General features: G+C 67.4%; 25 protein-coding genes. 14 read left to right on the forward strand and 11 right to left on the reverse strand.

Going from position 1 to position 24,539, the window contains the following annotated elements; translation table 11 throughout:
* Positions 1-10: 10 nt before the first annotated feature.
* Both HSX43_RS17855 and HSX43_RS17860 read right to left on the reverse strand, forming a co-directional pair.
* Complete coding sequence (locus tag HSX43_RS17855; protein ID WP_179381501.1) at positions 11-1,315, reverse strand: amidase; 1,305 nt, start codon at positions 1,313-1,315, stop codon at positions 11-13.
* On the reverse strand, positions 1,308-2,672 hold the full coding sequence (locus tag HSX43_RS17860) for a mechanosensitive ion channel family protein (RefSeq protein WP_179381502.1): 1,365 nt from the start codon (positions 2,670-2,672) through the stop codon (positions 1,308-1,310). The genes HSX43_RS17855 and HSX43_RS17860 overlap by 8 nt, the downstream gene beginning before the upstream one ends.
* Positions 2,673-2,756: 84 nt before the next feature.
* Between HSX43_RS17860 and HSX43_RS17865 the strand changes: the two genes are divergently transcribed.
* The 3 genes from HSX43_RS17865 (at position 2,757) to leuC (ending at position 5,672) form a co-directional block, all read left to right on the forward strand.
* Positions 2,757-3,626, forward strand: coding sequence for a hypothetical protein (locus tag HSX43_RS17865; RefSeq protein WP_179381503.1), 870 nt, complete (start codon positions 2,757-2,759; stop codon positions 3,624-3,626).
* Positions 3,623-4,111, forward strand: coding sequence for a hypothetical protein (locus tag HSX43_RS17870; RefSeq protein WP_179381504.1), 489 nt, complete (start codon positions 3,623-3,625; stop codon positions 4,109-4,111). Before HSX43_RS17865 ends, HSX43_RS17870 begins: the two co-directional genes overlap by 4 nt.
* Positions 4,112-4,265: 154 nt before the next feature.
* Complete coding sequence (gene leuC, locus HSX43_RS17875; RefSeq protein ID WP_179381505.1) at positions 4,266-5,672, forward strand: 3-isopropylmalate dehydratase large subunit; 1,407 nt, start codon at positions 4,266-4,268, stop codon at positions 5,670-5,672.
* A 69-nt stretch (positions 5,673-5,741) separates the two neighbouring features.
* Here the strand turns inward: leuC and HSX43_RS17880 are convergent, their stop codons facing one another.
* Both HSX43_RS17880 and secA read right to left on the reverse strand, forming a co-directional pair.
* Positions 5,742-6,779 (reverse strand): hypothetical protein, encoded by a 1,038-nt coding sequence (locus HSX43_RS17880; RefSeq protein ID WP_179381506.1) that lies wholly within the window; start codon positions 6,777-6,779, stop codon positions 5,742-5,744.
* 140 nt (positions 6,780-6,919) lie between these two features.
* Entirely contained in the window at positions 6,920-9,670 is a 2,751-nt protein-coding gene (gene secA / locus HSX43_RS17885) for a preprotein translocase subunit SecA (protein ID WP_179381507.1), read from the reverse strand.
* 183 nt (positions 9,671-9,853) lie between these two features.
* Here secA and HSX43_RS17890 point away from each other — a divergent pair, with 183 nt between their 5' ends.
* The 4 genes from HSX43_RS17890 (at position 9,854) to HSX43_RS19870 (ending at position 12,676) form a co-directional block, all read left to right on the forward strand.
* The gene (locus HSX43_RS17890; RefSeq protein ID WP_179381508.1) at positions 9,854-10,690 is read left to right on the forward strand and encodes a peptidylprolyl isomerase; all 837 of its coding nucleotides are present in this window, start codon (positions 9,854-9,856) and stop codon (positions 10,688-10,690) included.
* 4 nt (positions 10,691-10,694) lie between these two features.
* Positions 10,695-12,044 carry a bifunctional glutamate N-acetyltransferase/amino-acid acetyltransferase ArgJ gene (argJ, locus tag HSX43_RS17895; protein WP_179381509.1) on the forward strand — a complete coding sequence of 450 codons (1,350 nt, stop codon included), beginning with the start codon at positions 10,695-10,697 and terminating at the stop codon, positions 12,042-12,044.
* Complete coding sequence (gene mutT / locus HSX43_RS17900) at positions 12,041-12,439, forward strand: 8-oxo-dGTP diphosphatase MutT (protein WP_179381510.1); 399 nt, start codon at positions 12,041-12,043, stop codon at positions 12,437-12,439. Before argJ ends, mutT begins: the two co-directional genes overlap by 4 nt.
* Before the next feature lie 108 nt (positions 12,440-12,547).
* Positions 12,548-12,676, forward strand: coding sequence for a hypothetical protein (locus HSX43_RS19870; protein ID WP_268884091.1), 129 nt, complete (start codon positions 12,548-12,550; stop codon positions 12,674-12,676).
* A 52-nt stretch (positions 12,677-12,728) separates the two neighbouring features.
* On the opposite strand, the gene hemH is transcribed toward HSX43_RS19870, so the two are convergent.
* Positions 12,729-13,784 (reverse strand): ferrochelatase, encoded by a 1,056-nt coding sequence (hemH, locus tag HSX43_RS17905; RefSeq protein WP_179381511.1) that lies wholly within the window; start codon positions 13,782-13,784, stop codon positions 12,729-12,731.
* A 2-nt stretch (positions 13,785-13,786) separates the two neighbouring features.
* Complete coding sequence (locus HSX43_RS17910) at positions 13,787-14,602, reverse strand: methyltransferase domain-containing protein (RefSeq protein WP_179381512.1); 816 nt, start codon at positions 14,600-14,602, stop codon at positions 13,787-13,789.
* Between the two features lie 16 nt (positions 14,603-14,618).
* Here HSX43_RS17910 and HSX43_RS17915 point away from each other — a divergent pair, with 16 nt between their 5' ends.
* Genes HSX43_RS17915 through HSX43_RS17930 form a run of 4 tightly spaced genes read left to right on the forward strand, consistent with a single transcriptional unit; the run spans position 14,619 to position 16,938 of the window.
* A complete protein-coding gene (locus HSX43_RS17915) occupies positions 14,619-15,362 on the forward strand; it encodes a ComF family protein (protein WP_179381513.1) in 744 nt (247 codons plus the stop codon).
* A 42-nt stretch (positions 15,363-15,404) separates the two neighbouring features.
* On the forward strand, positions 15,405-15,662 hold the full coding sequence (gene grxC / locus HSX43_RS17920) for a glutaredoxin 3 (protein ID WP_179381514.1): 258 nt from the start codon (positions 15,405-15,407) through the stop codon (positions 15,660-15,662).
* Positions 15,662-16,492 (forward strand): carbon-nitrogen hydrolase family protein, encoded by an 831-nt coding sequence (locus HSX43_RS17925; protein WP_179381515.1) that lies wholly within the window; start codon positions 15,662-15,664, stop codon positions 16,490-16,492. The genes grxC and HSX43_RS17925 overlap by 1 nt, the downstream gene beginning before the upstream one ends.
* Positions 16,489-16,938, forward strand: coding sequence for a MarR family winged helix-turn-helix transcriptional regulator (locus tag HSX43_RS17930; protein ID WP_179381516.1), 450 nt, complete (start codon positions 16,489-16,491; stop codon positions 16,936-16,938). The genes HSX43_RS17925 and HSX43_RS17930 overlap by 4 nt, the downstream gene beginning before the upstream one ends.
* 6 nt (positions 16,939-16,944) lie before the next feature.
* Here the strand turns inward: HSX43_RS17930 and HSX43_RS17935 are convergent, their stop codons facing one another.
* The 4 genes from HSX43_RS17935 to HSX43_RS17950 all read right to left on the reverse strand — a co-directional run bounded on the left by HSX43_RS17935 (position 16,945) and on the right by HSX43_RS17950 (position 20,160).
* Positions 16,945-17,604, reverse strand: coding sequence for a hypothetical protein (locus HSX43_RS17935; protein ID WP_179381517.1), 660 nt, complete (start codon positions 17,602-17,604; stop codon positions 16,945-16,947).
* Positions 17,605-17,627: 23 nt separating this feature from the next.
* Positions 17,628-18,335, reverse strand: coding sequence for an NYN domain-containing protein (locus tag HSX43_RS17940; protein WP_179381518.1), 708 nt, complete (start codon positions 18,333-18,335; stop codon positions 17,628-17,630).
* Between the two features lie 76 nt (positions 18,336-18,411).
* Positions 18,412-18,855, reverse strand: a complete 444-nt coding sequence (locus HSX43_RS17945) for a hypothetical protein (protein WP_179381519.1) — start codon at positions 18,853-18,855, stop codon at positions 18,412-18,414.
* A gap of 192 nt (positions 18,856-19,047) precedes the next feature.
* Positions 19,048-20,160 carry an S-(hydroxymethyl)glutathione dehydrogenase/class III alcohol dehydrogenase gene (locus HSX43_RS17950; protein ID WP_179381520.1) on the reverse strand — a complete coding sequence of 371 codons (1,113 nt, stop codon included), beginning with the start codon at positions 20,158-20,160 and terminating at the stop codon, positions 19,048-19,050.
* A 166-nt stretch (positions 20,161-20,326) separates the two neighbouring features.
* Between HSX43_RS17950 and HSX43_RS17955 the strand changes: the two genes are divergently transcribed.
* On the forward strand, positions 20,327-20,617 hold the full coding sequence (locus tag HSX43_RS17955) for an I78 family peptidase inhibitor (protein WP_179381521.1): 291 nt from the start codon (positions 20,327-20,329) through the stop codon (positions 20,615-20,617).
* Between the two features lie 61 nt (positions 20,618-20,678).
* Here the strand turns inward: HSX43_RS17955 and HSX43_RS17960 are convergent, their stop codons facing one another.
* Positions 20,679-22,172, reverse strand: a complete 1,494-nt coding sequence (locus HSX43_RS17960; RefSeq protein ID WP_179381522.1) for an FAD-dependent oxidoreductase — start codon at positions 22,170-22,172, stop codon at positions 20,679-20,681.
* A 165-nt stretch (positions 22,173-22,337) separates the two neighbouring features.
* On the opposite strand from HSX43_RS17960, the gene rimP reads away from it, so the two are divergent.
* Positions 22,338-22,922, forward strand: coding sequence for a ribosome maturation factor RimP (rimP, locus tag HSX43_RS17965; RefSeq protein ID WP_179381523.1), 585 nt, complete (start codon positions 22,338-22,340; stop codon positions 22,920-22,922).
* Positions 22,923-24,539, forward strand: a complete 1,617-nt coding sequence (nusA, locus tag HSX43_RS17970; protein WP_179381524.1) for a transcription termination factor NusA — start codon at positions 22,923-22,925, stop codon at positions 24,537-24,539.

The raw sequence follows: 24,539 nt of genomic DNA on the forward strand, positions 1-24,539 counted from the left end.
CCCCGCCCCGCTACACCTCCGGCGGCGCACGATCGGCCCAGCGGGTCGTCTCGTGCAGCGTCCGCGCGAGGTGCAGAAGGTCGCTGTCGCGTCCGCGCTTGCCGATCAGCTGCACGCCCATCGGCAGGCCGTCCCGGAACCCCACGGGGACGCAGACCGCCGGGACGCCGATGAGCGAGGCAGGCACGACGATCTCCATCCAGCGGTGGTAGCTGTCCATCGCCTGCCCGGCGATCTCCTTCGGATGCACCCACTCCGCCGGGAAGGGGAAACACTGCGCCGCCGGCAGCGCGACCACGTCGACCGGCAGCGCCGCGAACCGGCGCGCCCAGTCCGCGCGGATCGCGCTCGCCCGCGTCAGATCGTCGAGCGTCACGGCCTGCCCCCGCGCGACTTCCCATCGCAGCGCCTCTTTCGACTGCGCGGCGAAGGCATCGGACCAGAGCGGTTTCATCTTCTGCCAGACGGCGAAGGACCGCAGGGTCGTCCAGCTTTCCCAGAGGGCTTCGGCAGAGAACGGCGGCGCGAGCGGGTCGGCCCGCCCGTCGAGTGCCGCTTCGCAAAGCGCGGCGATGCCGTCTTCGAGCGGATAGGCCCCGCCCCAGTCGCCGAGCCAGCCGATGCGCGCCGCTCGCGGGCCTTCGGGCCGATAGTCCGGCGCGAGCACCGAGAGAAGCAATTCCAGGTCGTCCGGCGTGCGCGCCATCGGCCCGTCGGTCGCCAGCGGATGCAGGATCGGGTCGCCCGCCGCCGGCTGGGGCAGCAATCCGACGGTCGGGCGCAGACCGAAGACGTTGTTCCAGGCGGCTGGGTTGCGCAGGCTCCCCATCATGTCCGACCCGTCCGCGAGATGCAGGATCCGCGCCGCCAGCGCCGCCCCCGCCCCGCCCGAGGAGCCGCCCGCGCTGCGGGCCCGGTCCCAGGGATTGCGCGTCGTGCCGTGGACCGTGTTGAACGTATGGGAGCCGAGGCCGAACTCCGGCGTGTTGGTCTTGCCGATCAGGATCGCGCCCGCCGCGCGCAGGGCGGCGGCGGTCGGACCGTCTGTTGCGGGCACATGGTCGGCGAAGGCCGGGTGGCCATAGGTCGTCCGCAGGCCTGCGGTCTCGACCAGGTCCTTCACCGCCATCGGCAACCCGGAAAGCGGGCCGGGGCGCGGGTTGGCCGCTTCGGTAATCAGGTCGTCCCGGTTTCGCAGCGATACCACGGCGTTGAGGTCCGATGCTTCGATACGGTCGAGCGTCCGCGCCATCAGGTCGCGCGCGTCGAGCCGGCCCTCGGCCAGATTGGCAAGGGTCGATGCCGCGTCAGTCATTCCCAAGCCGCGCGGCGTCGTCCGGTCCTTCGAGCGACATCGGCGGTTGGCCGTTCAGATGCTTCACCTCCCGCTGCGGGAAGGGGATGGAAATGCCGTTCTCCTGAAACGCGTCCCAGAGCGCGAGATAGACGTTGCCGCGAATGTTCGTCAGCCCGTCGGTCGGATCGGCGATCCAGAAGCGCAGGATGTAGTCGACCGAGGAATCACCGAAGCCGACGATGTGGCAGACGGGCGGTTTGCTCGCGAGGACGCGCGTGGTGCCGGCCGCGGCCTCGATCGCGACCTTGCGCACCAGATGCGGGTCGTCGCCGTAGGCGGTGCCGAAATAGATGTCGAGCCGCACGAGCTGGTTCGAATGGGACCAGTTGACCACGAGGCCGGTAATCAGGTCCTCGTTCGGAACGAGGTATTCCTTGCCGTCGCGCGTCGTGATCGAGACGTAGCGGGCGGTCAGCGCGTTGATCCAGCCGAAGGTGTCGCCGATGGTGATGACGTCGCCCGGCTTGATCGACTTGTCGAGCAGGATGATGACGCCCGAGACGAGGTTCGAGACGACCTTCTGCAGACCGAAACCGAGGCCGACGCCGATCGCGCCCGAGAGGACTGCGAGGCCCGTAAGGTCGAAGCCCACGGCCTTCAGTCCGAGGAAGAAGGCCCCCGCGTAGAGGACGATCTGCAGGAGCTTGACGACGAGCACCCGCATCGAGGGGCTGATGTCCTCGTTTCGGGAGATGCGGGCGGAGGTCGTCTGGGACAGGAAACGCGCGACGGTGAAGAGAATGCCGATGACGATGAGCGCCGTGATCGCGCCAAGCGCCGAGAGCCGGAAGTCCCCGACCTCGATGGCGAGGTTGTCTAGGAGCGTCTTCGTCTCGTCGAGGACGCCGAGGTAGAAGACCGTCACATAGGCCCAGAGCCCCCAGTTCACGATCTTGCGCAGGAAGGGATTGCGCACGAGGCGGGCGATGAAGCTGACGACCATCCAGGCCGTGCCGATCGTGGCCGCGAGCCCGACGAGGTAGCTGTAGGACGGCCATCGGAAGAGCTCCAGCATCGCCAGATAGACCGTCCACGACAGGATGGCGAAAGCGATGAGCCCAAGCCGGTTGCGCACGATCACGAGCCAGCGTAGCTGCCACTTCGGCCGGCCCGTCTGCGAACGCATCCACGCGGTCATCCGCTCCACGCCCCAGCGCCGCAAAAGCCAGGCGGCGGCCACCAGCGCCAGGATGATGAGAAGCTGCCAGAGCTTCCACCCGGGTTCCAGCAGGTCGGAGCCGAAGTTGATTGCCAGATTCCACAGTCGGATCAGCTCGTCCCGGAGTGGAATGTCCTGAAGGATGTCGTCTTCCATCCGCGCAGTATGATGCTTGTCCGTATTCCGTTGCAATGTAATGGTCTACCGGACCGCTTCGACCGATCACACAACGGATAGCGAATGCCGGGCATCTTCGAGATCGACTCCTTCTCCGATCTGGAAATCGGACAGATCGTCCAGACCTGCGATTGTGCGGAGATCAGGGTCGACGTCGTGTCCCGGGCGGACGATCGCCAGGCAATCGACTTCGATGCGTTGATCCTGCACGTCAGCGGGCGGACGATCTTCGCCCGCGGCGAAACGGCCGCCGGTCCCTGGACGAGCGGATCGCTCTCGTCGGGCGCGTGCCGGGTGCGGATCGTGCCCCGTGTCGGCCCGCATCACCACGACTTCCGGAGTGTGCCCCTCGATGAGGTGTTCGAGGGCGACGTGACCGTTCGCGCCAACATGACGACGACGGTCACGGCCGAGATCAGCCGCAAGATGTCGATCATCTACGACATTCCCTACGAGTTCCGTATCGCGGAGAACGAGTCCGCCGATGCCTCGCGGCCTTTCATCGAAAGTGAAGTGCTCGCCAATCTCACGACCGACTGGAACGGTCTCGGGGAAGCCATGGTCGATGCGGCAGAGCGGTTCGGCGTTCCGCTCGGCTGGGTCCGGGCGATCTGCTGGATGGAAATTACCCATGGGCATTATGATGTTCTGTTCGAACCATTCGGCATGAACGCAACGCTGCGCCCGATGAACATCAACGTCGAATACTGGTCTCGCCTCTTCAGTCGCAGCGACATGGAAGACATGCGGGAGAGCGTCACGGCCGGGGCGTTCTTCCTGCGCCGCCTCAGGGACCGAACGACGCCGGAAACACTCCGGCGGGTCGCGACGCTCTACAACAGCACCGGCGAGACGGCGGTGACCGACTACGGCGCGCGCGTCGAATCGATCCACAATCAACTCTACGTCGAGGGCAAGAGGTATCCGGATTGACCCGCACCGGCTCTATCGCGACGCTGCTTGCCGCGGCTCTTGGTCTCTACGTCTTCTATGTGGACAGCCGGGCAGGGCACGGCAGCGAGTTCTGCGACCAGCTCTTCTTCGACACGCTGGGAACCTGTCACTACCTCTGGTGGAGCATATTGGTGGAAATGCCTCTTTATCTTGCAATCCTCTACAGTGCCGTGGCCGGGGCGGCCGCCGTCGCGATGCGTCTCGTCAGGCGACCGCCCGACGGCGCGTTGCGCGTCTGGATCCTGCGCGGAGGCGTCGTGGCCGTGGGTGCGCCGCTTACGGGGCTTGCCATCGCCTTGGGGAACGGGGCTCTGGCTCCGACGGGCGCGCTCTGTTCCGAGCCGGCATCGGTGGCACCCTATTGTGCGGTCGACGCCGGCTCCTACCTCGTGCTGCTCGCCGGTCTGCTCGGGGTCGCGGCATTCCTGCCGTTGCCACGGGGTCGCCGGCACTCTATGCCCTAGCCCCATGAAACGCGTGCACGACCTTTCGGACCATGCCTTCCTGCCCTGGCGGTTCTTCGGGCGTGCCCATGGTGTGACGGCCCGCGGCTGACGCCCGGCCTCCACCGACCGACGACCGACGATTCAAGACACTCCAGCCAAGGAAGCCAAAGCGATGGCCGGCAAGACGCTCTACGACAAGATCTGGGATGCCCATGTGGCCCACGAGGCCGAGGACGGCACCTGTCTCCTCTATATCGACCGCCACCTCGTCCACGAGGTGACCTCCCCGCAGGCCTTCGAGGGCCTCCGGATGACGAACCGCAAGGTGCGCCGCCCCGATCAGACGATCGCGGTGCCCGATCACAACGTGCCCACGACCGCCGGGCGCGAGGATCCGAAGAACATGACCGAGGACAGCGCGATCCAAGTCGCCGCGCTCGACAAGAACGCCAGGGACTTCGGGATCCACTACTACCCCGTCTCGGACGTGCGGCAGGGGATCGTGCACATCGTCGGCCCCGAGCAGGGCTGGACCCTGCCCGGCATGACCGTCGTCTGCGGCGACAGCCACACGGCGACCCACGGGGCCTTCGGCGCGCTCGCCCACGGGATCGGCACGTCGGAGGTGGAGCATGTGCTGGCCACGCAGACGCTGATCCAGAAGAAGTCGAAGAACATGAAGGTCGAGATCACGGGCAAGCTGCGCCCCGGCGTCACGGCCAAGGACATCACGCTTTCGGTCATCGGCAAGACGGGCACGGCCGGCGGCACCGGCTACGTGATAGAGTACTGCGGCGAAGCCATCCGCGACCTGAGCATGGAAGGCCGCATGACGGTCTGCAACATGGCGATCGAGGGCGGCGCGCGCGCGGGCCTGATCGCGCCGGACGAGAAGACGTTTGAATACTGCGAAGGCCGTCCCCACGCGCCGAAGGGCGCGCAGTGGGAGGCCGCGCTCGATTGGTGGAAGACGCTCTATTCCGACGACGATGCCCATTGGGACATGGTCGTCACCATTGCGGGCGAGGATATCGCCCCGGTCGTCACCTGGGGCACCTCGCCCGAGGATGTCCTCCCGATCACCGCAGCCGTGCCTGCGCCGACCGACTTCGAGGGCGGCAAGGTCGATGCCGCGGCGCGCTCGCTCGACTACATGGGCCTGACGCCCGGCACGCCGCTCTCTGACGTGGCGATCGACACGGTCTTCATCGGCTCCTGCACCAACGGACGGATCGAGGATCTGCGCGCCGCCGCCGCGATCCTGAAGGGCAAGAAGATCAAGGACGGTATGCGCGCCATGGTCGTGCCCGGGTCGGGCCTCGTGCGGGCGCAAGCCGAGGAGGAGGGTCTGGCCGACATCTTCCGCGACGCGGGTTTCGAGTGGCGGCTGGCCGGTTGTTCCATGTGTCTCGCCATGAACCCCGATCAACTCAAGCCTGGCGAGCGCTGCGCGGCGACGTCGAACCGCAACTTCGAGGGTCGGCAGGGACGCGGCGGACGCACGCATCTGATGTCGCCCGCGATGGCCGCCGCCGCGGCCGTCACCGGCAAACTGACGGACGTACGCGAGCTGATGTGAGCGCAGGCTCCCGGACATGCCAAAGGGCGGCCCGCGGGTCGCCCTTTTCGTTTGGGACCGGAGCGGCCCTCACTTCGCGGCAAGCTCCACCGGCGCGCTGAACCGGGCGACCTCACCGAGAAGGACGTAGCCGTCCTCGCTTCCGCAATCCGGCATCGAGAGCGCGACTTGCTGCGTGTCGGCAGCGACGCCCCGCTCGATCACGCGCGCCTGCGCCTCGACCGTCGCGCCGCAGGTTGCTGCCGTCACGGGAACGTCGATGGCGACGGAAACATCGGTCTCGGCGGGAGCGGTATAGACGAGGGCGACAGGCGCGTCCTCCGACGGCGCGGCACCCCCCATCGTGGCAAGGTAGCCGCCGCGCCCCGACAGCGCGCGCGCGATGGTCGCCGGGGCATCGGGGCCGATGTGACCGTCGCTCCCGTAGTCTGCTGCCTCCTCGAAGGCGTGCAACTCGAGCCCCAGATCGCCAGTCCATGCGAGTACGACGCGGTTGAAGCGGTCGAGGTCCGACACCTCGACCTGCCGGCCGATCCCGTCGCGCCCCTCGACGCGCACGATGAAGCTGGCCGCGGCGGCGAGCGCCGGCATCTCGACCTGCGCCGCGCCGGCATCGTCCAGCGCGATCGCGACGTCGAGACCGTGGTGACGGACGGTCGCAGGGGCCCCGGCGTCGCAGGGGGCGGAAATGTCGAGGGCGACGATGGCTCCGGCCAGCGGCATCGCCTCGACCGTGACGGCGCAATCGACGGGCGCGGCGACCGGCAGCGCGGCCTGTGTCGTCTCCAGCGCCTCGACGGACTGGATCGGCGAAGCGGTCAGCGCGGCGACCTCGGCGGGTGCCTGCGGCAGTTCGGGCAGAGCCGCCGGCGCGGGCACCGTGGCCGGAAGGGCGCTGATGTCGGAGACGGTGATCGGGTCGCTCGCCAGTATCCGCGTCCCGGCGAACCCGACGAGCGCCAGTACGCAGAGGCCGACCATCCCGAGCCGCAGGGGGCTTTGGGCGGCGATCGCGGCCCGCAGTTGCGCGGCCGGTGCGACGGCGGTTTGCACGAGCGCGTCACCGGGGCGGCTGTCGTCGAGCGCGTCGAATTCTTCCTGCGTCATCGGAGGGCTCCTCGGAAACCTGTCACTTCCGCGGATATGCCGCCCAATTCGGGCAATTCTGGGGAATGCGTCGCACCATTCGGCGACGACTCGATGCGTTCAGGTTACCTGTCGCCCGGTCCGAAACCGGGCGCGCGGTATCAGTAGGCCCCGTGGCAATGCTTGAACTTCTTGCCCGATCCGCAGGGGCAGAGGTCGTTGCGGCCCGGGTTACCCCAGGTCGAGGGGTCGGCCACGTCGAAGCCCGGAGCCGCTTCCAGAACCTCGCCGTCGGCCTGCGCCGCCGCCGGCTGCGCGGTGGGCTCCGCGGCGGCCGGTTGCGGTGCCGCGGCCTTCGCGGGCGCGGATTTGGCGGCCGCGGCGCGTTGCTGCGCGACGAGCTGTTCCATCATCTGCTTGCGCTCTTCCTCCGAGAGCGGACGGACCTTGGCCAGCTTCTTCGTCACCTCGACGCGCAGGCTGTCGAGCATCGTCTCGAAAAGCTGGAAACCCTCGGTCTTGTATTCGTTCAGGGGATCGCGCTGCGCGTAGCCGCGGAAGCCCACGACGGACCGCAGATGCTCCAGCGTCAAAAGGTGTTCGCGCCACTTGCCGTCGATGGTCTGCAGGAGGAACTGCTTCTCGATCTGGCGCATCTGCTCCTCGCCGAAGGCGTCGAGCTTCTCGGCCATGAGCGCATCGGAGGCCTCGTAGAGGCGCTCGCGCATGACCTCCTGGTCGACGCCATCCTCCTCGGCCCATTCCATCACGGGCACGTCGAGGTTGAGCGTGTCGATCGCCGCGGCATAGAGCCCCTCCGCGTCCCATTGGTCGGCGTAGGAGCGCGGCGGCAGATAGCTGTCGACAAGGTCGTCGATGACCTGGTGGCGCATATCCTGCGCGATCTCGCCGATGTCCTCGGCCTCCATGATCTCGAGCCGCTGTTCGAAGACGGCCTTGCGCTGGTCGTTCATCACGTCGTCGAACTTCAGGAGCTGCTTGCGGATGTCGAAGTTGCGCCCCTCGACCTTGGCCTGCGCGCGTTCGAGCGACTTGTTCACCCAGGGGTGCACGATCGCCTCGCCGTCCTTCATGCCGAGCGTGTTGAGGACCTTCTCGAGCCGCTCGGAGCCGAAGATGCGCATCAGGTCGTCGTCGAGCGACAGGAAGAAGACCGACCGTCCCGGGTCGCCCTGACGGCCCGAGCGGCCGCGGAGCTGATTGTCGATCCGCCGGCTCTCATGCCGCTCCGTGGCGAGCACGAAGAGGCCGCCGGCATCCTTGACCGCCTTTTCGGCATCCACCTGCTCCGCCTCGATCCGCTCCCGGATCGCGTCTGGGTCGGCCTCCGGGTCGGCGGCGATGGCTTCCATGATCTTGAACTCGGCGTTGCCGCCCAGTTTGATGTCGGTCCCGCGGCCGGCCATGTTCGTCGCGATGGTCACCGCGCCGAGCTTGCCCGCGTCGGCGACGATCTGTGCTTCCTGCTCGTGCTGGCGCGCGTTCAGGACGTTGTGCTTGATGTCCGCCGCCGTCAGCAGTTGCGACAGCATCTCCGACTTCTCGATCGACGTCGTGCCGACGAGGACGGGCTGGCCCTTCTCGTGGGCCTCCCGGATCTCGGCGACGATGGCGTCGTACTTTTCCTTCGCCGTCCGGTACACCTGATCGTGTTCGTCGGCACGCGCGATCGGCCGGTTCGTCGGCACCTCGACCACGCCGAGGCCGTAGATCGACATGAATTCCTCGGCCTCGGTCGCCGCCGTCCCGGTCATGCCCGACAGCTTGGAGTAGAGGCGGAAGTAGTTCTGGAAGGTGACAGAGGCGAGCGTTACGTTCTCGGGCTGGATCGCCACGCCCTCCTTGGCCTCGATCGCCTGGTGCAGCCCGTCCGAGAGCCGGCGGCCCGGCATCATGCGGCCGGTGAACTCGTCGATCAGGACGACCTCGTCATTGCGGACGATGTAGTGCTGATCCTTGAGGAAGAGCTTGTGCGCGCGCAGGCCCTGATTGACGTGGTGGACGATCGTGGTCGATTCCGGGTCATAGAGCGATTGCTCCTCGGGCAGGATGCCGGCGGCGTGCAGGCGCTCTTCCAGCCACTCGTTGCCCTCGTCGGTGAAGTTCACCGAGCGTTGCTTCTCGTCCTTGGTGAAATGCTCGTCCTGGATCTCGGGGATGAGGCCATCGACGCGGGTATAGAGGTCGCTGCGGTCCTCCGAGGGCCCCGAGATGATGAGCGGCGTGCGCGCCTCGTCGATCAGGATCGAGTCGACCTCGTCCACGATGGCGAAGTTGTGCCCGCGCTGCGCCATCTCCTCCTTCGAGGCGCGCATGTTGTCGCGCAGGTAGTCGAAGCCCAGCTCGTTGTTGGTGGCGTAAGTGACATCGGCGCTGTAGGCGGCGCGCTTCTCGTCCTCGGGTTGCTGCGGAACGACGACGCCGGTCGTCAGGCCGAGCGCGCCGTAGACCTTGCCCATCCACTCCGCGTCGCGGCGGGCGAGGTAGTCGTTGACCGTGACGACATGCACGCCCTTGCCCGAGAGCGCGTTCAGATAGGCCGGGAAGGTCGCCACGAGGGTCTTGCCCTCGCCCGTCTTCATCTCCGAAATGTTACCCTGATGCAGGAAGATGCCGCCAAGAAGCTGCGTGTCGAAGGCCCGAAGGCCAAGGGCGCGCTTCGCGGCCTCGCGGCAGTTCGCGAAGGCTTCGGGCAGGAGATCGTCGAGGCTCTCGCCCTTCTGCGCGCGGGTGGCGAGCGCCTCGGTCCGGTCCTTGATCTCGTCGTCCGAGAGGGCCTCGAACTCCGGTTCCAGCGCGTTGATCCGCTCGACGATCTTCAGTGTCGCCTTGACCTTGCGGTCGTTCGGCGTGCCCAAGACCTTCTTCGCGATAGAGCCCAATCCAAGCATGATCCGTCCTGCATCTCGCGCCCTTGCCGACCGTTCGATGGCCCCATAGACACGAGGGGAAAATCACGAGCGGGCGCGTTGAAAATAAGTCCTCATCGCACTTAAGACCCGCCCCCACGGGTGTCAACGAACGCCCCCGGGACGCCACGAAGAGAACGGCCTGCTTGGCCGGAAAGGATCGCAATGAAACACTTCCTGATCGGGGTCGCGGCCCTCGCGCTCGCCGGGCCGGCCCTGGCCGACGGCCATGGGGAGGTCGATATCGACACGGTGCTCGCCACCGTCAACGGCACCGAGATCACCCTCGGCCACGTCATCGCCCTGCGCAGCCGCCTGCCGCAGCAGTATCAGCAGCTGCCCGACGACGTGCTCTATCAGGGGATGCTCGACCAGATCATCCAGCAGCAGGTCCTGACCGACGCGGCCGCCCCGTCGAAGGCCACCGAACTCGGCGTCGAGAACGAGACCCGCGCCTATGTGGCGGGGCAGGAACTCGACCGTCTGGCGCAGCAGCCGCTGGACGAGGACGCGGTGCAAGCCGCCTACGAGGCCGAATACGGCAACGCCGAAGCCGAGACGGAATACAACGCCAGCCACATCCTCGTGGAGACCGAGGAAGAGGCCCAGGCCATCGTCGCGGAACTGGAGGCCGGTGCCGATTTCGCCGAGGTCGCGCGCGAGAAGTCGACCGGGCCCTCCGGCCCGAACGGCGGTCAGCTCGGCTGGTTCGGCAAGGGCATGATGGTCCCCGCCTTCGAGGAGGCAGTCGTCGCAATGGAGGTCGGCGCGATCTCAGCGCCGGTACAGACGCAGTTCGGCTGGCACGTGATCCAGCTCAACGAGAGCCGCGACCAGGAGGTGCCGGGCCTCGAGCAGGTCCGCGCCGAACTGGAGGCGCAGGTGCGCAACGCGGCGACCCAGGCGGAGCTGGAGCGCCTGACGGACGAGGCCGACATCAGCCGCGCCGAGGTGGAGATCGACCCGTCGGTCATCCGCGACGACGCGCTCCTGTCGGAGTGACGTGATGGCAGGCGGCGACAAGAAGAAGGGCAAAAAGAAAGGCCCGAAGAAGAAGGCGCTCCTCGCCCGCATCGCGGAGCTGGAGGCGCAGCTGTCGGGGCCCAAGGGCCCGCTCGTGTCGCCGCTTGCCCCCGAATTTCCGACGCTGCCCGCCATCGACGGCGTGCGCTTCGCCAGTGGCCACGCCGGCGTGAAGGGCGGGCCGAAGCCCGGCGGGCGCACCGACGTCATGCTGGCCGAAATTGCCTCCGGGTCCGCCATCGCGGGCGTCTTCACGACATCCGGGACGCGCTCGGCCGCCGTGCGTGACGGGCAGGCCAAGCTCAAGGCCCGCGCGGCTTCGGGCGGCTGGGCGATCCTCGTGAACTCGGGCAATGCAAACGCGTTCACCGGGGCCGCGGGCGAGGATTCGGTCGGCGCGATCTGCGCGGCGGCCAGCCACGCGCTCGGACTTCCGGCAAGCCGGGTGCTGACCTCCTCCACCGGGGTCATCGGCGAGCCCCTGCCCCACGACCGCGTCACCGCGATCATCGACGCGCTTGCCGCACGGCTCGACGCGGGTGGCATGGAAGACGCGGCCCGCGCCATCATGACGACCGATACCTTCCCCAAGGGCGCGACGCGCACGGTCGAGCTCGACGGCAAGGCGGTCACCATCGCCGGTATCGCCAAGGGGTCGGGCATGATCGCGCCCGACATGGCGACGATGCTCGCCTATGTGTTCACGGATGCCAGCATCACCGACCGCGCATTGCAGACCATGGTTTCGGACCTGACCAAATCGACGTTCAATGCCGTCACCGTCGACAGCGACACCTCCACCTCTGACACGCTGATCGTCGCGGCGACCGGCCGGGCCGGGAACGAGGAGATCGCCTCATCCCGCTCCGCCGCGGGCAAGGCCTTCCGCACGGCGCTCCATGAGGTTCTGCACGACCTCGCGCTGCAACTCGTCATGGACGGCGAAGGGGCGACGAAACTCGTCGAGGTCGAGGTGACGGGAGCCGCCAACGCGCTCGATGCGCGCCGCGTGGCCTCGGCCATCGCCAACAGCCCGCTCGTCAAGACGGCCATCGCCGGGGAAGATCCGAACTGGGGTCGCGTCGTCATGGCGGTGGGCAAATCCGGCGCACGCGCCGACCGCGACCGGCTGACTATCCGGTTCGGTGACATCACCGTGGCCGAGAAGGGGCAGCGCGCGCCCGACTACACCGAAGACGCGGGCGCGGCCTACATGACGCGCGACCGGATCCGGCTGTCGGTCGACCTCGGCCTCGGGAGCGCGAGCGACCGGATGTGGACCTGCGACCTGACCTACCGCTACGTCGAGATCAACGCGGACTACCGCTCGTGAAATCCGTCCTCGTCTCGGCCGTCGCTCTGGTGGATCCCGACGGGCGCGTCCTGCTCGCGCAGCGGCCGCCGGACAAGTCCATGGCCGGCCTGTGGGAGTTTCCGGGCGGCAAGGTCGAGCCCGGCGAGACGCCCGAGGCCGCGCTCATCCGGGAGCTGCAGGAAGAACTCGGCATCGACACCTGGGCTTCCTGCCTCGCCCCGCTGACCTTCGCCTCGCACAGCTACGACACGTTTCACCTGCTGATGCCACTCTTCGTCTGTCGCAAATGGAAAGGGCAGCCTGCGGCCCGCGAAGGACAGGTCCTGAAATGGGTCCGGCCGAACGCGCTGCGGGACTATCCGATGCCCGCGGCGGACATCCCGTTGATCCCAATCCTGCGCGATTGGCTGTAGATGCGACACAATTTTGCCTCAAACGCCTAATTTAACGAATTTATAACTTCTCATGCCCATTTTTTGCCCTACAAATGGCGCAATCATGCAGCCTGGGGAGGACACGGCATGTTGAAGACGATCGCGATCGGCAATCACCTGTCGATCCAGGGGATCCTGGTGGAAATGCTGACCGACGGGCTCTGCCGCGTGCGGGTCGGCGACCAGACGTTCAAGGGTCGTCTCATCGGCACCTGAGACCCGTCATCACCGACCCACCTGCCTGGACTGGCCCGGCGGGTCGGAACTCTCAGACCCAACCCTTCAGGTTATCGTCGAGGATGCCGCAGAGAGCGTCGATATGGGCGGCCTCGTCGTTGAGGCACGGGATGTAGGTAAAGCGCTCGCCGCCCGCCTCCTCGAAGCTCTCCTTGATCTCCTCGTTGATCTCCTCGAGCGTTTCGATGCAATCGGCCGAGAACGCCGGAGCACAGACGGCGATGTTCTTCTTGCCGTCCTCCTCGGCCAGACGCGCAACCTCCTCGACGGTGTAGGGCTTCAGCCATTCCTCCGGTCCGAACTTCGACTGGAAGGTCGTCACGAGCTTGTCCTGGCTCCAACCCAGCTTCTCGCCCAGGAGCCGCGTCGTCTTCTGGCACTGGCAATGGTACGGGTCGCCCTGCATCAGGTAGCGCTTGGGCACGCCATGATAGGAGCAGACGAGAATGTCCGGCTCCACGTCGAGCACGTCGTATGCCCGGCGGATCGACCCCGCGAGCGCCTCGATATAGCGGGCGTCGTCGTAATAGGGCGGCACCGTGCGCGCGTTCGGCTGCCACGTCAGCTTCATCAAGCCGCGGTAGAACTGGTCGATCGCCGTGGCCGAGGTCGCGCCGGCGTAATGCGGGTAGAGCGGGAAGAAGACGATCCGGTCGCAGCCGGCCTCCTGCATCTCGCGGACCTTGTCGATGGTCGACGGGTTTCCGTAGCGCATGCAGTAGTCGACCATGACCTGCGGACCATAGGTCTTCTGCATCCGCTCCGCGACGGCCTTCGTCTGCGCCTTGGTGATCGTGGCGAGCGGGCTTTCGCCCGCCTCGTGGTTCCAGATCGACTTGTAGGCCGCGCCCGATCGGAAGGGCCGCGATGTCAGGATGACGCCCTGCAGGAGCGGCTGCCAGAGGAAGGGGGAATAGTCGATCACGCGACGATCCGAGAGGAACTCCGACAGGTAGCGGCGCATCGACCAGTAGTCGTAGCCATCGGGCGTGCCGAGGTTCGCGAGCAGGATGCCGACCTTGGCCATGCGGACCTTCGGGTGGTCCGTCGGCGCGTGGGGCAGCGGGTGAAAGCCCATATCGTTCATGTCTATCCCTTTTCCGCGCCCAATTCGGGCACACCGAGCGCATCGGCCAGACGCGCCTGCGCCGATCCGGGGCGCAGCGGTTTCTGTTGGGTGTCGGACGGGGCCCAGCCCGTCAGGAACACCAGCTCATAGGTCGCGCGCAGCCCGTCCCCGTCGGGAAAGGCCGCGCGGTAGATCGCGCCGGCGCGCGCGAAGAGGGCCCGCGGCGGCGTGCCGCGGCGACGCGCGGCGAGGGCGTTGGTCTCGCCCATGGCCCGCAGATCGGCGGCCAGGTGGAGAATGTCGCGATAGCGCACCTTCAACGGCAGGCGGTCCGCAACCGGCAGAGCCAGCCCCGCACGGCCGAGAAGCGCCCCGAGATCGCGGATCTCGCCCATCGGGGCGACACGGGGGCTCAGGCCACCCGTCACTTCCGTCTCGGCTTCGGCGAGGGCGGCGCGCAATTCCGTCAGCGTCTCGCCGCCAAGGGTCACGACGAGCAGGAGCCCATCCTCGCGCAGGGCCCGGCGGCACTGGATCAGTTGTCCGACCGGGTCGTCCGCCCAATGCAGGTTCATCACGTGGAGCACGAGATCGTGTGCGCCCGGCGCGAGGTCGAGCGTGTCCGCCGCCTCGACCACCTGCGCCCCGCGCAACAGGTCGCCCCAGACCTCGGGATGCGCCGTGACGACCGCAGGGGTCGTAAAGGTTCTGTTAACGTCTTTGAGTCTCTCCTCGACCTCGTCCCGCGCGATCTCGTGCAGGAACCATGCCGAGCCGTCCGCGCGTGCGCGGTGCAGGGCCAGGGCCCGGGGGTCGGTCAGCGTCGGATGCGACATGCAGGGGAGTTAGGTCATGCAGGCGACGTTGCAAAGGGCGGGGGGACGCACGGTCACGCTCCTGCGAGACGCGCTCTACCCGCCGACCTGCCTGATGTGCGACGCCCGCGTCCAGGAGGTGGGCGGCCTCTGCCCCGACTGCTGGCGCGAAACGCCCTTCCTTTCGGGCGCGACCTGCGACCTCTGCGGCACGGACCTGCCGGGCGAGGGCAAGGGACCAATGCATTGCGACGATTGCCTGCGGGAGGGTCGGCCCTGGGCGGAGGGACGGGCCGCGCTGCGCTACGGCGGCCTGGCCCGCAGGTTCGTGCTCTCGCTCAAGCATGGCGACCGGACGGAACTCGCACGCGGGGCCGCGGCCTGGATGCACCGGCGCGCACGCGACGTTTTGACGCCGGAGACGCTGCTGCTTCCGGTGCCGATCCACCGCTGGCGGCTTCTGAAGCGTCGGTACAACCAATCCGCCCTCCTGGCGCAGGAACTGGCGCGGCTGAGCGGGTGCCCCTGGGATCCGCTCGCCCTGACACGGACGCGCCACACCCCGCCCCAGGACAGCCGTTCCGCAAGCGGCCGTCACCTCAACGTCGCCGGTTCGATCTCCGTTGCCCGGCCCGAAGCGATCCGCGGCCGCCATGTCGCGCTCGTCGACGACGTGATGACCTCGGGTGCGACCCTGACCGCCTGCGCCGAGGCCCTCGCCCCCGCGCAGCCCTCACGGATCAGTGTTCTGCTGCTGGCCCGCGTTGCGAAGGACCGTTGAGGGCGTATATGCAGGGCCGACACCGAGACAGGAGACCGGCCGATGCAAGCCGTCGAGATCTATACCCAGCCGCGCTGCGGGTTCTGCACGGCGGCGCTGCGCCTTCTGGCGAAGAAAGGCGCGCAGGTAACCGAGATTGACGTGAGCCGCGGCCCGGACCGCCGGGCCGAGATGATGCAGCGCGCGAAGGGACGGCACACGACGCCCCAGATCTTCGTCGGTTCGACCCACGTCGGCGGCTGCGACGATCTTTTCGCGCTCGATGCCTCGGGCAAGCTCGACGCGCTGCTGCGGAGCTGATGCGGCTCGGGCTCCTGCAGACCTGCGTCTCCGACGATCCGGAGGCGAACCTGCCCGAGACGCTCGCGCTCCTGCGCGAGGCGGTGGCGCAGGGGGCTGACTTCGTCGCGACGCCCGAGGTCACGAACTGCCTGTCGACCGACCGCGCGCACCAGCGCGGCGTCCTGCGGCCCGAGCCGCGCGATGCGACGCTTGCCGCGCTCCGGGCCGAGGCCAAGGCGCAGGGCATCTGGGTGTTGATCGGGTCACTTGCGCTGCGCACGGCCGACCCGGCGGGGCGCTTCGCCAACCGGTCGTTCCTAATCGACCCGGAGGGACGGATCGCTGCGCGCTATGACAAGATCCACATGTTCGATGTCGCCGTTTCGGAAACCGAGACCTACCGGGAGTCCGCCGGCTATCGCCCCGGAACACGCGCGACGCTGGCGCAAACGCCCTGGGGCGGACTTGGCATGACGATCTGCTACGACCTGCGCTTTCCGCTGCTCTATCGGCGGCTGGCGCGGGCCGGGGCGGCCTTTCTGACGGTGCCCTCGGCTTTCTCGCCGGTCACGGGGGCGGCGCATTGGGAGCCGCTCCTGCGCGCCCGGGCGATCGAGACCGGCTGTTTCGTCGTCGCCCCCGCGCAATCGGGCAAACATGCCGCATCGACCGGCAAGTCGCGCACAACATACGGTCATTCCATGGTCGTCGCACCCTGGGGCGAGGTCCTGCTTGACGCTGGGGACGCCACGGGGGCCTATGTCACCGAGATCGACCCGGCCGCGGTCGAAGCTGCGCGCGCGCGCGTTCCCGCCATCACATCGGAGCAACCCTGGGAAGGACCATGAGCGAGGAGATCGACAAGCTGGCCGTCGCGCTCTTCAGCGAGGTGCTGACCGCCGATCAGCTCGTCCGTGCCCGCCTGTCCCGTGCCTTGCCGAAGGGAATGGAACTGTCGCATTTCACGGTGCTCAACTACCTCGCTCAGACCCCGGTGGAGCGCAGCCCGACCGAACTCGCCCGCACCTTCCACGTCACCCGTGGCGCGATGACGAATACGCTGGCGAAGCTCGAGTGGGCGGGGCACGTCCATGTCCGCCCCGACTGGGACGACGCCCGGCGCAAGCGCGTCTCGATCAGCCCTGCGGGAGTCGCCGCCCGGGAGGCGGCGCTGGCCGCGATCCGACCGATCATGTCGCAGGCCGTCGCCGACATCGGGGCGCAGCGGACACGCACGGCCATCCCCGTCCTGCGGGCGATCCGGCAGAAGTTCGGAGAGGACGGGACCTCCTGAACCGCGTCAGTTTGCCAGCACGGACATCCTGCCACTGCGTCGCGGATCGGCGACCGTTCCGATCGCGGCATCGATGATCAGGACATCCCCGAGATGGGTCAGGTGCCACTCCGACGCCTCCCCGACCGGCAGCATGAAGAGACCCAGACCGTCGGAGTCGTTGTCGAACAGCATCAAGCGATGGCCTCGAACTTCGGCGAGCGGCTGAAGCGCGGGAAACATCATAACCTCGGGGCGCGCGCCGTGGCGCTCGGCGGCGAGTGCGAGGATCTCCGCACGTTCTTCCGGGGTCGGACGGGGCACGCCGTACTGCGCGAAGACGGCACCCAGCTGATCGTTCCAATCGTCGTCATCGATCAGCGTGAGGACATTGTACCGCCAATCGAGCCAGACGGCCTTGTCCGAATGGTTCAGCATCTCGTCGAGCAGAAGCTTCCCCCAAAGGCCGTCGGGATACGGCGTCGTATCGGCGTCCACCTCCAGAAGGGCAAAAGATTCGTAGGCAGCGGGCGACGGTGCAGAAAGCCGGGCGACGGCCTCTGCCCCGAGGAAGCGCTCGGCGAAACGCAACACCGTCTCGCGCGCCGATGGCTCGCCCAGCGCGGGACCGGACAGTGCGGCCGCCCCGGTCAGCAATCCTACGATACGCCCAAGCAGCGATCCCATCGTCCCGTTTTCCCTGTTCGGATTCAGTCGCGCCGGCGGACCATAAGCTGATTGCCTTCCTTGCGCGTCTCGAGCCGCTTGATGTCGGCGATCAGCTCGCTCAGCTTGCGCTTGCCGTAGGTGCGGGTGTCGAAGTCGGGCACGGCAGCCATGATCGTCGAGCCCAGCGCGCCGAGCGCGACCCAGTCGTCGTCCTGCTCCATCTGCTCCATCGCGCGCAGGATGAGCGGGAGCGCGTCCTGCGGCTTCTTCTTGGAGGAGCCGCCGCTCTGCTTGGCCTCCGCCGGTTCGTCCACGATGTTCTCGATCAGGATGAACCGGTTGCAGACGTTGCGCAGGCTCTCTGGGGCCTTGCCCTCGCCGATGCCGATCACGTCGAGGCCGGCCTCGCGGATGCGGCTTGCCAGGCGGGTGAAATCGCTGTCGGAGGAGACGAGGACGAAGCCGTCGAAGCGCCCGGCATGCAGGATGTCCATCGCGTCGATCACGAGGCCGATATCGCTTGCGTTCTTGCCCTTGGTGTTGGCCGTTTCCTGATGCGCGACGAGGCCGAGCTCGAGCACCTTGTCCGACCAGTTGCGCAGCGCCCCCGAGGACCAGTCACCATAGACCCGGCGCAGGGCGGGCTCACCGAGCCCGGTGATTTCCTTGAGGATCGGGACGGCGAACTTCGCTGGGATGTTGTCCGCGTCGATCAGGACGGCCAGCAGGGGACGGTCGCGTTCGGGCATGTGGCCTCCTCTTTCCTCCACGCCTAGCGAAGGGGCGGCGCGCCGTCTATCGAGCTGCGTGCGGCGACGTCTTCTATCACTCGGTTGCGTCGAGGCAGCTCTCTCCCAGTGTCTCCGTCAGGAACGGTGACGGGGCCGGCTCGCCCGCCCGCAGGGCGACGGTATGCGCCCGCGCATCGACATCGACACTGATACGCGCAGGGCAGCCTAGACTGTCGTCGAAGACGGCACCGGTAACGGCGTAGCGCCCTGGTTCTATACGCTCGAACCCTTCAAACCACAGGAACCGACCGAGCTCGGTCAGCTCGGACGCCGACCGCACGCCGTCGAGGAAGTGTTGCGACCGCAGAACCACCACGATTTGCGGATCGAGCCCGTCGCGCAAGGCGGCCGTGTCGAGCACCGTCCAGGTCATCTCGAGGTGGCTCGTCCCGCCGTTCTCTGTGTCCCGCGTGCTCGACACGAAGGTCTCCGCCGCCTGCACCGCGCCGAGACAGCCGGCCGCATCGACGCAAGGCATAGCCTCTTGCGCGGCAAGGGTCATGGGTAGCCCAAGCAGGGTCGGTATCAGGCTCACGGATCGTACGGATGACCGAGGCGTTCGTCTGTCGCGCAACATCACGTCAGAGCCTCGCCGTCGGAGCGGCCATCGTAAGCTCCTTCTGCGCCGTAGCCGGAACGACCGTAACGCAGAGAGCCAGAGCGAGACGCATCAGTAGACGACGACCGACCGGATCGACTCTCCGGCGTGCATCAGGTCGAAGCCCTTGTTGATGTCGTCGAGGCCCATGGTGTGGGTGATCATCGGGTCGATCTCGATCTTTCCGTCCATGTACCAGTCGACGATCTTCGGAACGTCCGTCCGCCCGCGCGCGCCGCCGAAGGCCGTGCCGCGCCAGACGCGCCCCGTCACCAGCTGGAACGGCCGCGTCGCGATCTCGGCACCCGCGGGGGCGACGCCGATGATGACGCTCTCGCCCCAGCCCTTGTGCGCCGACTCGAGCGCGGTGCGCATCACCTCGACATTGCCGGTCGCGTCGAAGGTATAGTCGCCACCCCCGCCCGTCAGGTCGACGAGATAGGACGCGAGCGGGCCGTCCACCTCCTTCGGGTTGACGAAATCGGTCATGCCGAAGCGCGTTGCCATCTCCACCTTGGCGGGGTTCAGGTCGACGCCGACGATCCGGTCGGCCCCGGCGAGGCGCAGGCCCTGGATCACGTTGAGCCCGATGCCGCCCAGGCCGAACACGATCGCAGTGGAGCCGATTTCGACCTTGGCCGTGTTGATAACGGCCCCGATACCCGTCGTCACGCCGCAGCCGATGTAGCAGATCTTGTCGAAGGGCGCGTCCTCGCGGACCTTGGCAAGCGCGATCTCGGGCACGACCGAATGGTTCGCGAAGGTCGAGCAGCCCATGTAATGCAGGATCGGATCGCCATCGAGGGTGGTGAACCGCGACGTGCCGTCGGGCATGACGCCCTGCCCCTGGGTCGAGCGGATCGACTGGCAGAGGTTGGTCTTGGGATTGAGGCAATAGTCGCACTCCCGGCACTCGGGCGTGTAGAGCGGGATGACGTGATCACCTGGCTTGAGCGTGGTGACGCCCTCGCCCACCTCCACGACGACGCCCGCGCCCTCATGCCCCAGGATCGCCGGGAAGAGGCCCTCCGGATCGGCCCCGGAGAGCGTGAACTCGTCGGTGTGGCAGATGCCGGTTGCCTTCATCTCGACCAGGACTTCGCCCGCTTTCGGGCCGTCGAGGTTCACCTCCATGATCTCGAGTGGCTTTCCGGCCTCGATGGCGACGGCGGCTCTGGTGCGCATGGGCGTCCTCCTGTTTTCGCGGCAGGGTGGAGCAGACATCTGCACGGGGCAAGGGCCGGGCGGGACGGTTCTGGGCAAGATTTTCTTGTCTCAACCTCTGTGGCGGAGCGTCGCGGGCCTTCATCAGCCCCATTGCAATCGCCACAGGTGCGCCGGACAGTGAGATATGACCAAATACATTACGATCCTCGCCCTCCTTGCCGCGCTCGCAGCCTGCAAGGCCGACAACGACGACCCGACGGAGACCCCCGCCATGCCGGACCCCGGTGAAGACACCTGCGACCGCGCCGGCTACATGAGCCTCATCGGCCAGCCGATCGCCGCCGTCACCCTGCCTGCCGAGTTGAACCATCGCGTCATCCGGCCGCGCCAGCCGGTGACGATGGATCACGTGCCGGAACGGCTGAACATTGAGCTCGACGACGACGGTATCATCACCAAGCTGAGTTGCGGCTGAGGCCCGTCGGAAACCCGGGTCGCGCCGTCGCGCCCGGGTCTTCGGGATGTTCCGACGGTCGCTAGGCCGGGATCGGTCCTCCGGCCGCCTTCATCCGCAGGTGCAGCTCGGCCAGGTCCGCGTCCCTGCCGGCCGTGATCGCCGCGCGGATCTCGCCGTCCTTCACGACATGCGCGAGGAAGGCTCCGGACGGATCGCCGTCGAGGCGGATCTCGTCCCAGTCCTCGGCATGGCCAAGATAGCGGTACTGGCGACCGAGTGCCGTCCAGAAGAAGGGAATGTCGGATGAGCCGTCCGCGCCGAGGAAGGCGCGAGCGACGGCACGGCCGTGTTGCAATGCAACGCGCCAATGCTCGATCCGAGCGGTGCCGAAGGGCGTCGGAGCCGTCGCGCAATCGCCCGCCACGTAGAGACCGGGATGCCCAGGCACCGACAGGTCAGCCCCGGTGGCGACACTGCCGTCCTCCGCCAGCGGCAGACCCGTGATCGACGCCGTTGCAGGTCGCACCCCGAGCGCCAGAACGACGAGATCGGCCGGCACCGTGCTTCCGTCGGCAAGGGCGACACCCTCCGCGTGGGCGTCACCTGCGATACCCTTCACCTCCGCCCCGGCGACGAAGCGAACGCCCGCCTCCTCGTGTTCTGTGCGGATCGCGCCGCCTATGTCCTTGCCGAAGACATGGGCAAGCGGCACCTCCTCGCGCAAGACGACGGTCACGTCGAGTCCGCGCTTGGCGAGCGAGAGCGCCCCCTCCATCCCGATGAACCCGCCGCCCACGAAGACGACCCGCCGCGCCGTCTCCGCCGCCGCCGAAAGCGCCGCGGCCTCGGCCCCGCTGCGCAGAACGTGGACACCCGCGAGCCCGGCACCCGGCCAATCCGGCCGGATCGGAACTCCGCCTGGCGCGAGCAGGAGCCCGTCCCATGCGTGCCGGCCGCCCTCCGTCAGGGTGACGTGCCCCGGCTCGACGCCCGCGACGGTGCCGTCGATGACGGTCACATCGAGATCGGCGAGCGCCTCCGCATCGCTCAGGACCAGATCGTCGGGGCTCTTTTCTCCGGCCAGGACGGCCTTCGACAGCATCGTCCGGTCGAGGGGCGGGCCGGAGGGGGAGATCATCTCGATCGCCCCCTCGAATCCCCCCTCCCGCAATGCATGGGCACAGGCATCGGCCGCGGCCCCGGAGCCGGCGATGACGAAACGGCGCGCGTCGATACCCTGGCGAGCATGGGCAGTCGCGACGTGATCGGGGCCATCCGTGACTTCGACTTGCACGCGCCCGTCGCGCACCACAGCCTCGAAGCGGCGCAGATCGCCATGGCCCGGAGGCTGTGACTGTGCGCCGGTGCGGGCGTCGAAGCAGGCGTGGTGGAACGGACAGATGAGCGTCCCGTCCCGCACCACGCCCTTGGCGAGCGGCAGACCGAAGTGGGGGCAGGTTGGGGCGAGCGCGCTCACCTCCTCACCGAATCGCAGAAGGAGGACATCCCATCCCTCGGGCTGGAAGGGTGTCGCTTCGGGAATGTCGGCAAGCGCGATGTCGAGGGTCGGCATGGGGGTCTCCTGGCTGATCTGCCGAGACAACTGTCGCGGCGCTTGCATGTTTCCACCGCTGTCCCTATATCGCCTTTCAACAGCGGCGGCCTCCGGGCCCCACCGGAGACAGCAACGGGCCGCGGGCCCGTTTTTTTGTGCCTGAATGCGAACGCAAGGGAATCAATGTCCGACCTGATCGCGAAGACCGCGCTCGACAAGCGCCTCGCCGAGATCGTCACCCCCGTCATCGAGGACATGGGGTTCGAACTCGTGCGCCTTCGGCTGATGTCCGGCAAGACGGCGACGCTGCAGGTCATGGCCGATCGCCCCGACGGCGGGATCGAGGTCGATGAGCTGGCCGAGATTTCGACGGCGCTGTCGGCCACGCTCGACGTGGAAGACCCGATCGCCGATGAATACACGCTCGAAGTGTCGAGCCCCGGCATCGACCGGCCCCTGACCCGTCTCAAGGATTTCGACGTCTGGGCCGACTACGAGGCCCGGGTCGAGACCGAAGAGCTGATCGACGGGCAGCGCCGGTTCAAGGGCTGGCTGCGCGGGACCGAGGGGGACGAGATCCTCATCGAGATCGAGCAGGGCGGCGAGACGCCGACCATCGGCCTGAAGTTCGAATGGCTCTCGGATGCGAAGCTGATCCTGACGGATGAGCTGATCCGGGAGGTGCTGAAGAATCGCAAGGATACGGGTCAGATCGACGAGACCCAGTTCGACGAAGTTGAAACGCTCATGGACGGTGAGGAAGAATAGATGGCCATCACATCCGCCAACCAGCTCGAGTTGCTGCAGATCGCCGATGCGGTCGCGCGCGAGAAGATGATCGACCCGGCCCTCGTGGTCGAGGCCATGGAAGAGAGCCTCGCCCGTGCCGCGAAGTCGCGCTACGGCTCCGAGATGGACATCCGCGTCTCGATCGATCGCAAGTCGGGTCGTGCCACGTTCACCCGCGTCCGCACCGTGGTCGAGGAAGAGCTTCTCGAGAACGAGAAGGCCGAGATGACGGTCGAGACCGCGAAGCAGTATCTCGACGACCCGAAGGTGGGCGACACCTTCACCGAGGAAGTGCCGCCGGTCGACATGGGCCGCATCGCCGCGCAATCGGCGAAGCAGGTCATCATCCAGAAGGTCCGCGAAGCCGAGCGCGAGCGCCAGTACGAGGAGTTCAAGGACAGGGCCGGCACGATCATCAACGGCACCGTCAAGCGCGAGGAATACGGCAACGTTATCGTCGACATTGGCGCGGGCGAGGCCAGCCTGCGGCGCAACGACAAGATAGGCCGCGAGAGCTATCGCCCGGGCGACCGCATCCGCGTCTACATCAAGGACGTGCGCCGCGAGGAGCGGGGCCCGCAGATCTTCCTGTCGCGCACCGCGCCGGAGTTCATGGTCGAGCTCTTCCGCATGGAAGTGCCGGAAATCTACGACGGCGTCATCGAGATCAAGGGCTGCGCCCGCGACCCCGGCAGCCGCGCCAAGATCGCCGTCATTTCCTACGACAGCGCGATCGACCCCGTCGGCGCCTGCGTCGGTATGCGCGGCAGCCGCGTGCAGGCCGTCGTCAACGAGCTGCAGGGCGAGAAGATCGACATCATCCCCTGGACGGAGGATGCGCCGACCTTCCTCGTGAACGCGCTGCAGCCCGCCGAGGTGACCAAGGTCGTCCTCGACGAGGACGCGGAGCGCATCGAGGTCGTCGTACCCGAGGAGCAGCTCTCGCTCGCCATCGGTCGCCGCGGTCAGAACGTGCGCCTCGCTTCGCAGCTGACCGGGCTCGATATCGACATCCTGACCGAGGAAGAGGAGTCGAAGCGTCGCCAGGCCGAGTTCGAGGAGCGCACGAAGCTCTTCATGGAGACGCTCGACCTCGACGAGTTCTTCGCCCAGCTCCTGGTGTCCGAAGGCTTCACCAACCTCGAGGAGGTCGCCTACGTCGAAGTGGACGAGCTTCTGGTCATCGACGGCGTCGACGAGGAGACGGCGGCCGAGCTTCAGGCCCGCGCCCGCGACTACCTCGAGGCGCAGAACGCCAAGGCGATGGAGGCCGCGCGCGAGGCGGGCCTTGCCGACGACCTGGCCGGTTTCGAGGGTCTGACACCGCAGATGCTGCAGGCGCTGACCGCCGATGGTGTGAAGACGCTGGAAGACTTCGCGACCTGCGCCGATTGGGAGTTGGCCGGCGGTTGGACCGTGGTGAACGGCGAGCGCACGAAGGACGATGGCCTGCTCGAGCCCTTCGACGTCTCGCTCGAGGAAGCGCAGGACATGATCATGACCGCTCGCGTGATGCTGGGCTGGGTCTCTCCGGAAGATGTCGTCGGCACCGCCGAGGACGAGGAAGAGACCGACGCAGAGGAGGCCGGGGCGTGA

The sequence above is a fragment of the Jannaschia marina genome (genome assembly GCF_013404595.1).
GTDB lineage: Bacteria > Pseudomonadota > Alphaproteobacteria > Rhodobacterales > Rhodobacteraceae > Jannaschia > Jannaschia marina.

Bases quoted from the DNA above. Each gene is read 5' to 3' on its own strand.
- nusA (WP_179381524.1), top strand. From the start codon at position 22,923: ATGGCCATCACATCCGCCAACCAGCTCGAGTTGCTGCAGATCGCCGAT.
- HSX43_RS17860 (WP_179381502.1), bottom strand. From the start codon at position 2,672: ATGGAAGACGACATCCTTCAGGACATTCCACTCCGGGACGAGCTGATC.
- argJ (WP_179381509.1), top strand. From the start codon at position 10,695: ATGGCAGGCGGCGACAAGAAGAAGGGCAAAAAGAAAGGCCCGAAGAAG.
- HSX43_RS17855 (WP_179381501.1), bottom strand. From the start codon at position 1,315: ATGACTGACGCGGCATCGACCCTTGCCAATCTGGCCGAGGGCCGGCTC.
- HSX43_RS17930 (WP_179381516.1), top strand. From the start codon at position 16,489: ATGAGCGAGGAGATCGACAAGCTGGCCGTCGCGCTCTTCAGCGAGGTG.
- HSX43_RS17880 (WP_179381506.1), bottom strand. From the start codon at position 6,779: ATGACGCAGGAAGAATTCGACGCGCTCGACGACAGCCGCCCCGGTGAC.
- HSX43_RS17865 (WP_179381503.1), top strand. From the start codon at position 2,757: ATGCCGGGCATCTTCGAGATCGACTCCTTCTCCGATCTGGAAATCGGA.
- HSX43_RS17955 (WP_179381521.1), top strand. From the start codon at position 20,327: ATGACCAAATACATTACGATCCTCGCCCTCCTTGCCGCGCTCGCAGCC.
- HSX43_RS17945 (WP_179381519.1), bottom strand. From the start codon at position 18,855: ATGCCTTGCGTCGATGCGGCCGGCTGTCTCGGCGCGGTGCAGGCGGCG.
- grxC (WP_179381514.1), top strand. From the start codon at position 15,405: ATGCAAGCCGTCGAGATCTATACCCAGCCGCGCTGCGGGTTCTGCACG.
- hemH (WP_179381511.1), bottom strand. From the start codon at position 13,784: ATGAACGATATGGGCTTTCACCCGCTGCCCCACGCGCCGACGGACCAC.
- HSX43_RS17890 (WP_179381508.1), top strand. From the start codon at position 9,854: ATGAAACACTTCCTGATCGGGGTCGCGGCCCTCGCGCTCGCCGGGCCG.
- HSX43_RS17915 (WP_179381513.1), top strand. From the start codon at position 14,619: ATGCAGGCGACGTTGCAAAGGGCGGGGGGACGCACGGTCACGCTCCTG.
- HSX43_RS17950 (WP_179381520.1), bottom strand. From the start codon at position 20,160: ATGCGCACCAGAGCCGCCGTCGCCATCGAGGCCGGAAAGCCACTCGAG.
- leuC (WP_179381505.1), top strand. From the start codon at position 4,266: ATGGCCGGCAAGACGCTCTACGACAAGATCTGGGATGCCCATGTGGCC.
- HSX43_RS17925 (WP_179381515.1), top strand. From the start codon at position 15,662: ATGCGGCTCGGGCTCCTGCAGACCTGCGTCTCCGACGATCCGGAGGCG.
- HSX43_RS17935 (WP_179381517.1), bottom strand. From the start codon at position 17,604: ATGGGATCGCTGCTTGGGCGTATCGTAGGATTGCTGACCGGGGCGGCC.
- secA (WP_179381507.1), bottom strand. From the start codon at position 9,670: ATGCTTGGATTGGGCTCTATCGCGAAGAAGGTCTTGGGCACGCCGAAC.
- rimP (WP_179381523.1), top strand. From the start codon at position 22,338: ATGTCCGACCTGATCGCGAAGACCGCGCTCGACAAGCGCCTCGCCGAG.
- HSX43_RS19870 (WP_268884091.1), top strand. From the start codon at position 12,548: ATGTTGAAGACGATCGCGATCGGCAATCACCTGTCGATCCAGGGGATC.
- HSX43_RS17910 (WP_179381512.1), bottom strand. From the start codon at position 14,602: ATGTCGCATCCGACGCTGACCGACCCCCGGGCCCTGGCCCTGCACCGC.
- HSX43_RS17940 (WP_179381518.1), bottom strand. From the start codon at position 18,335: ATGCCCGAACGCGACCGTCCCCTGCTGGCCGTCCTGATCGACGCGGAC.
- HSX43_RS17960 (WP_179381522.1), bottom strand. From the start codon at position 22,172: ATGCCGACCCTCGACATCGCGCTTGCCGACATTCCCGAAGCGACACCC.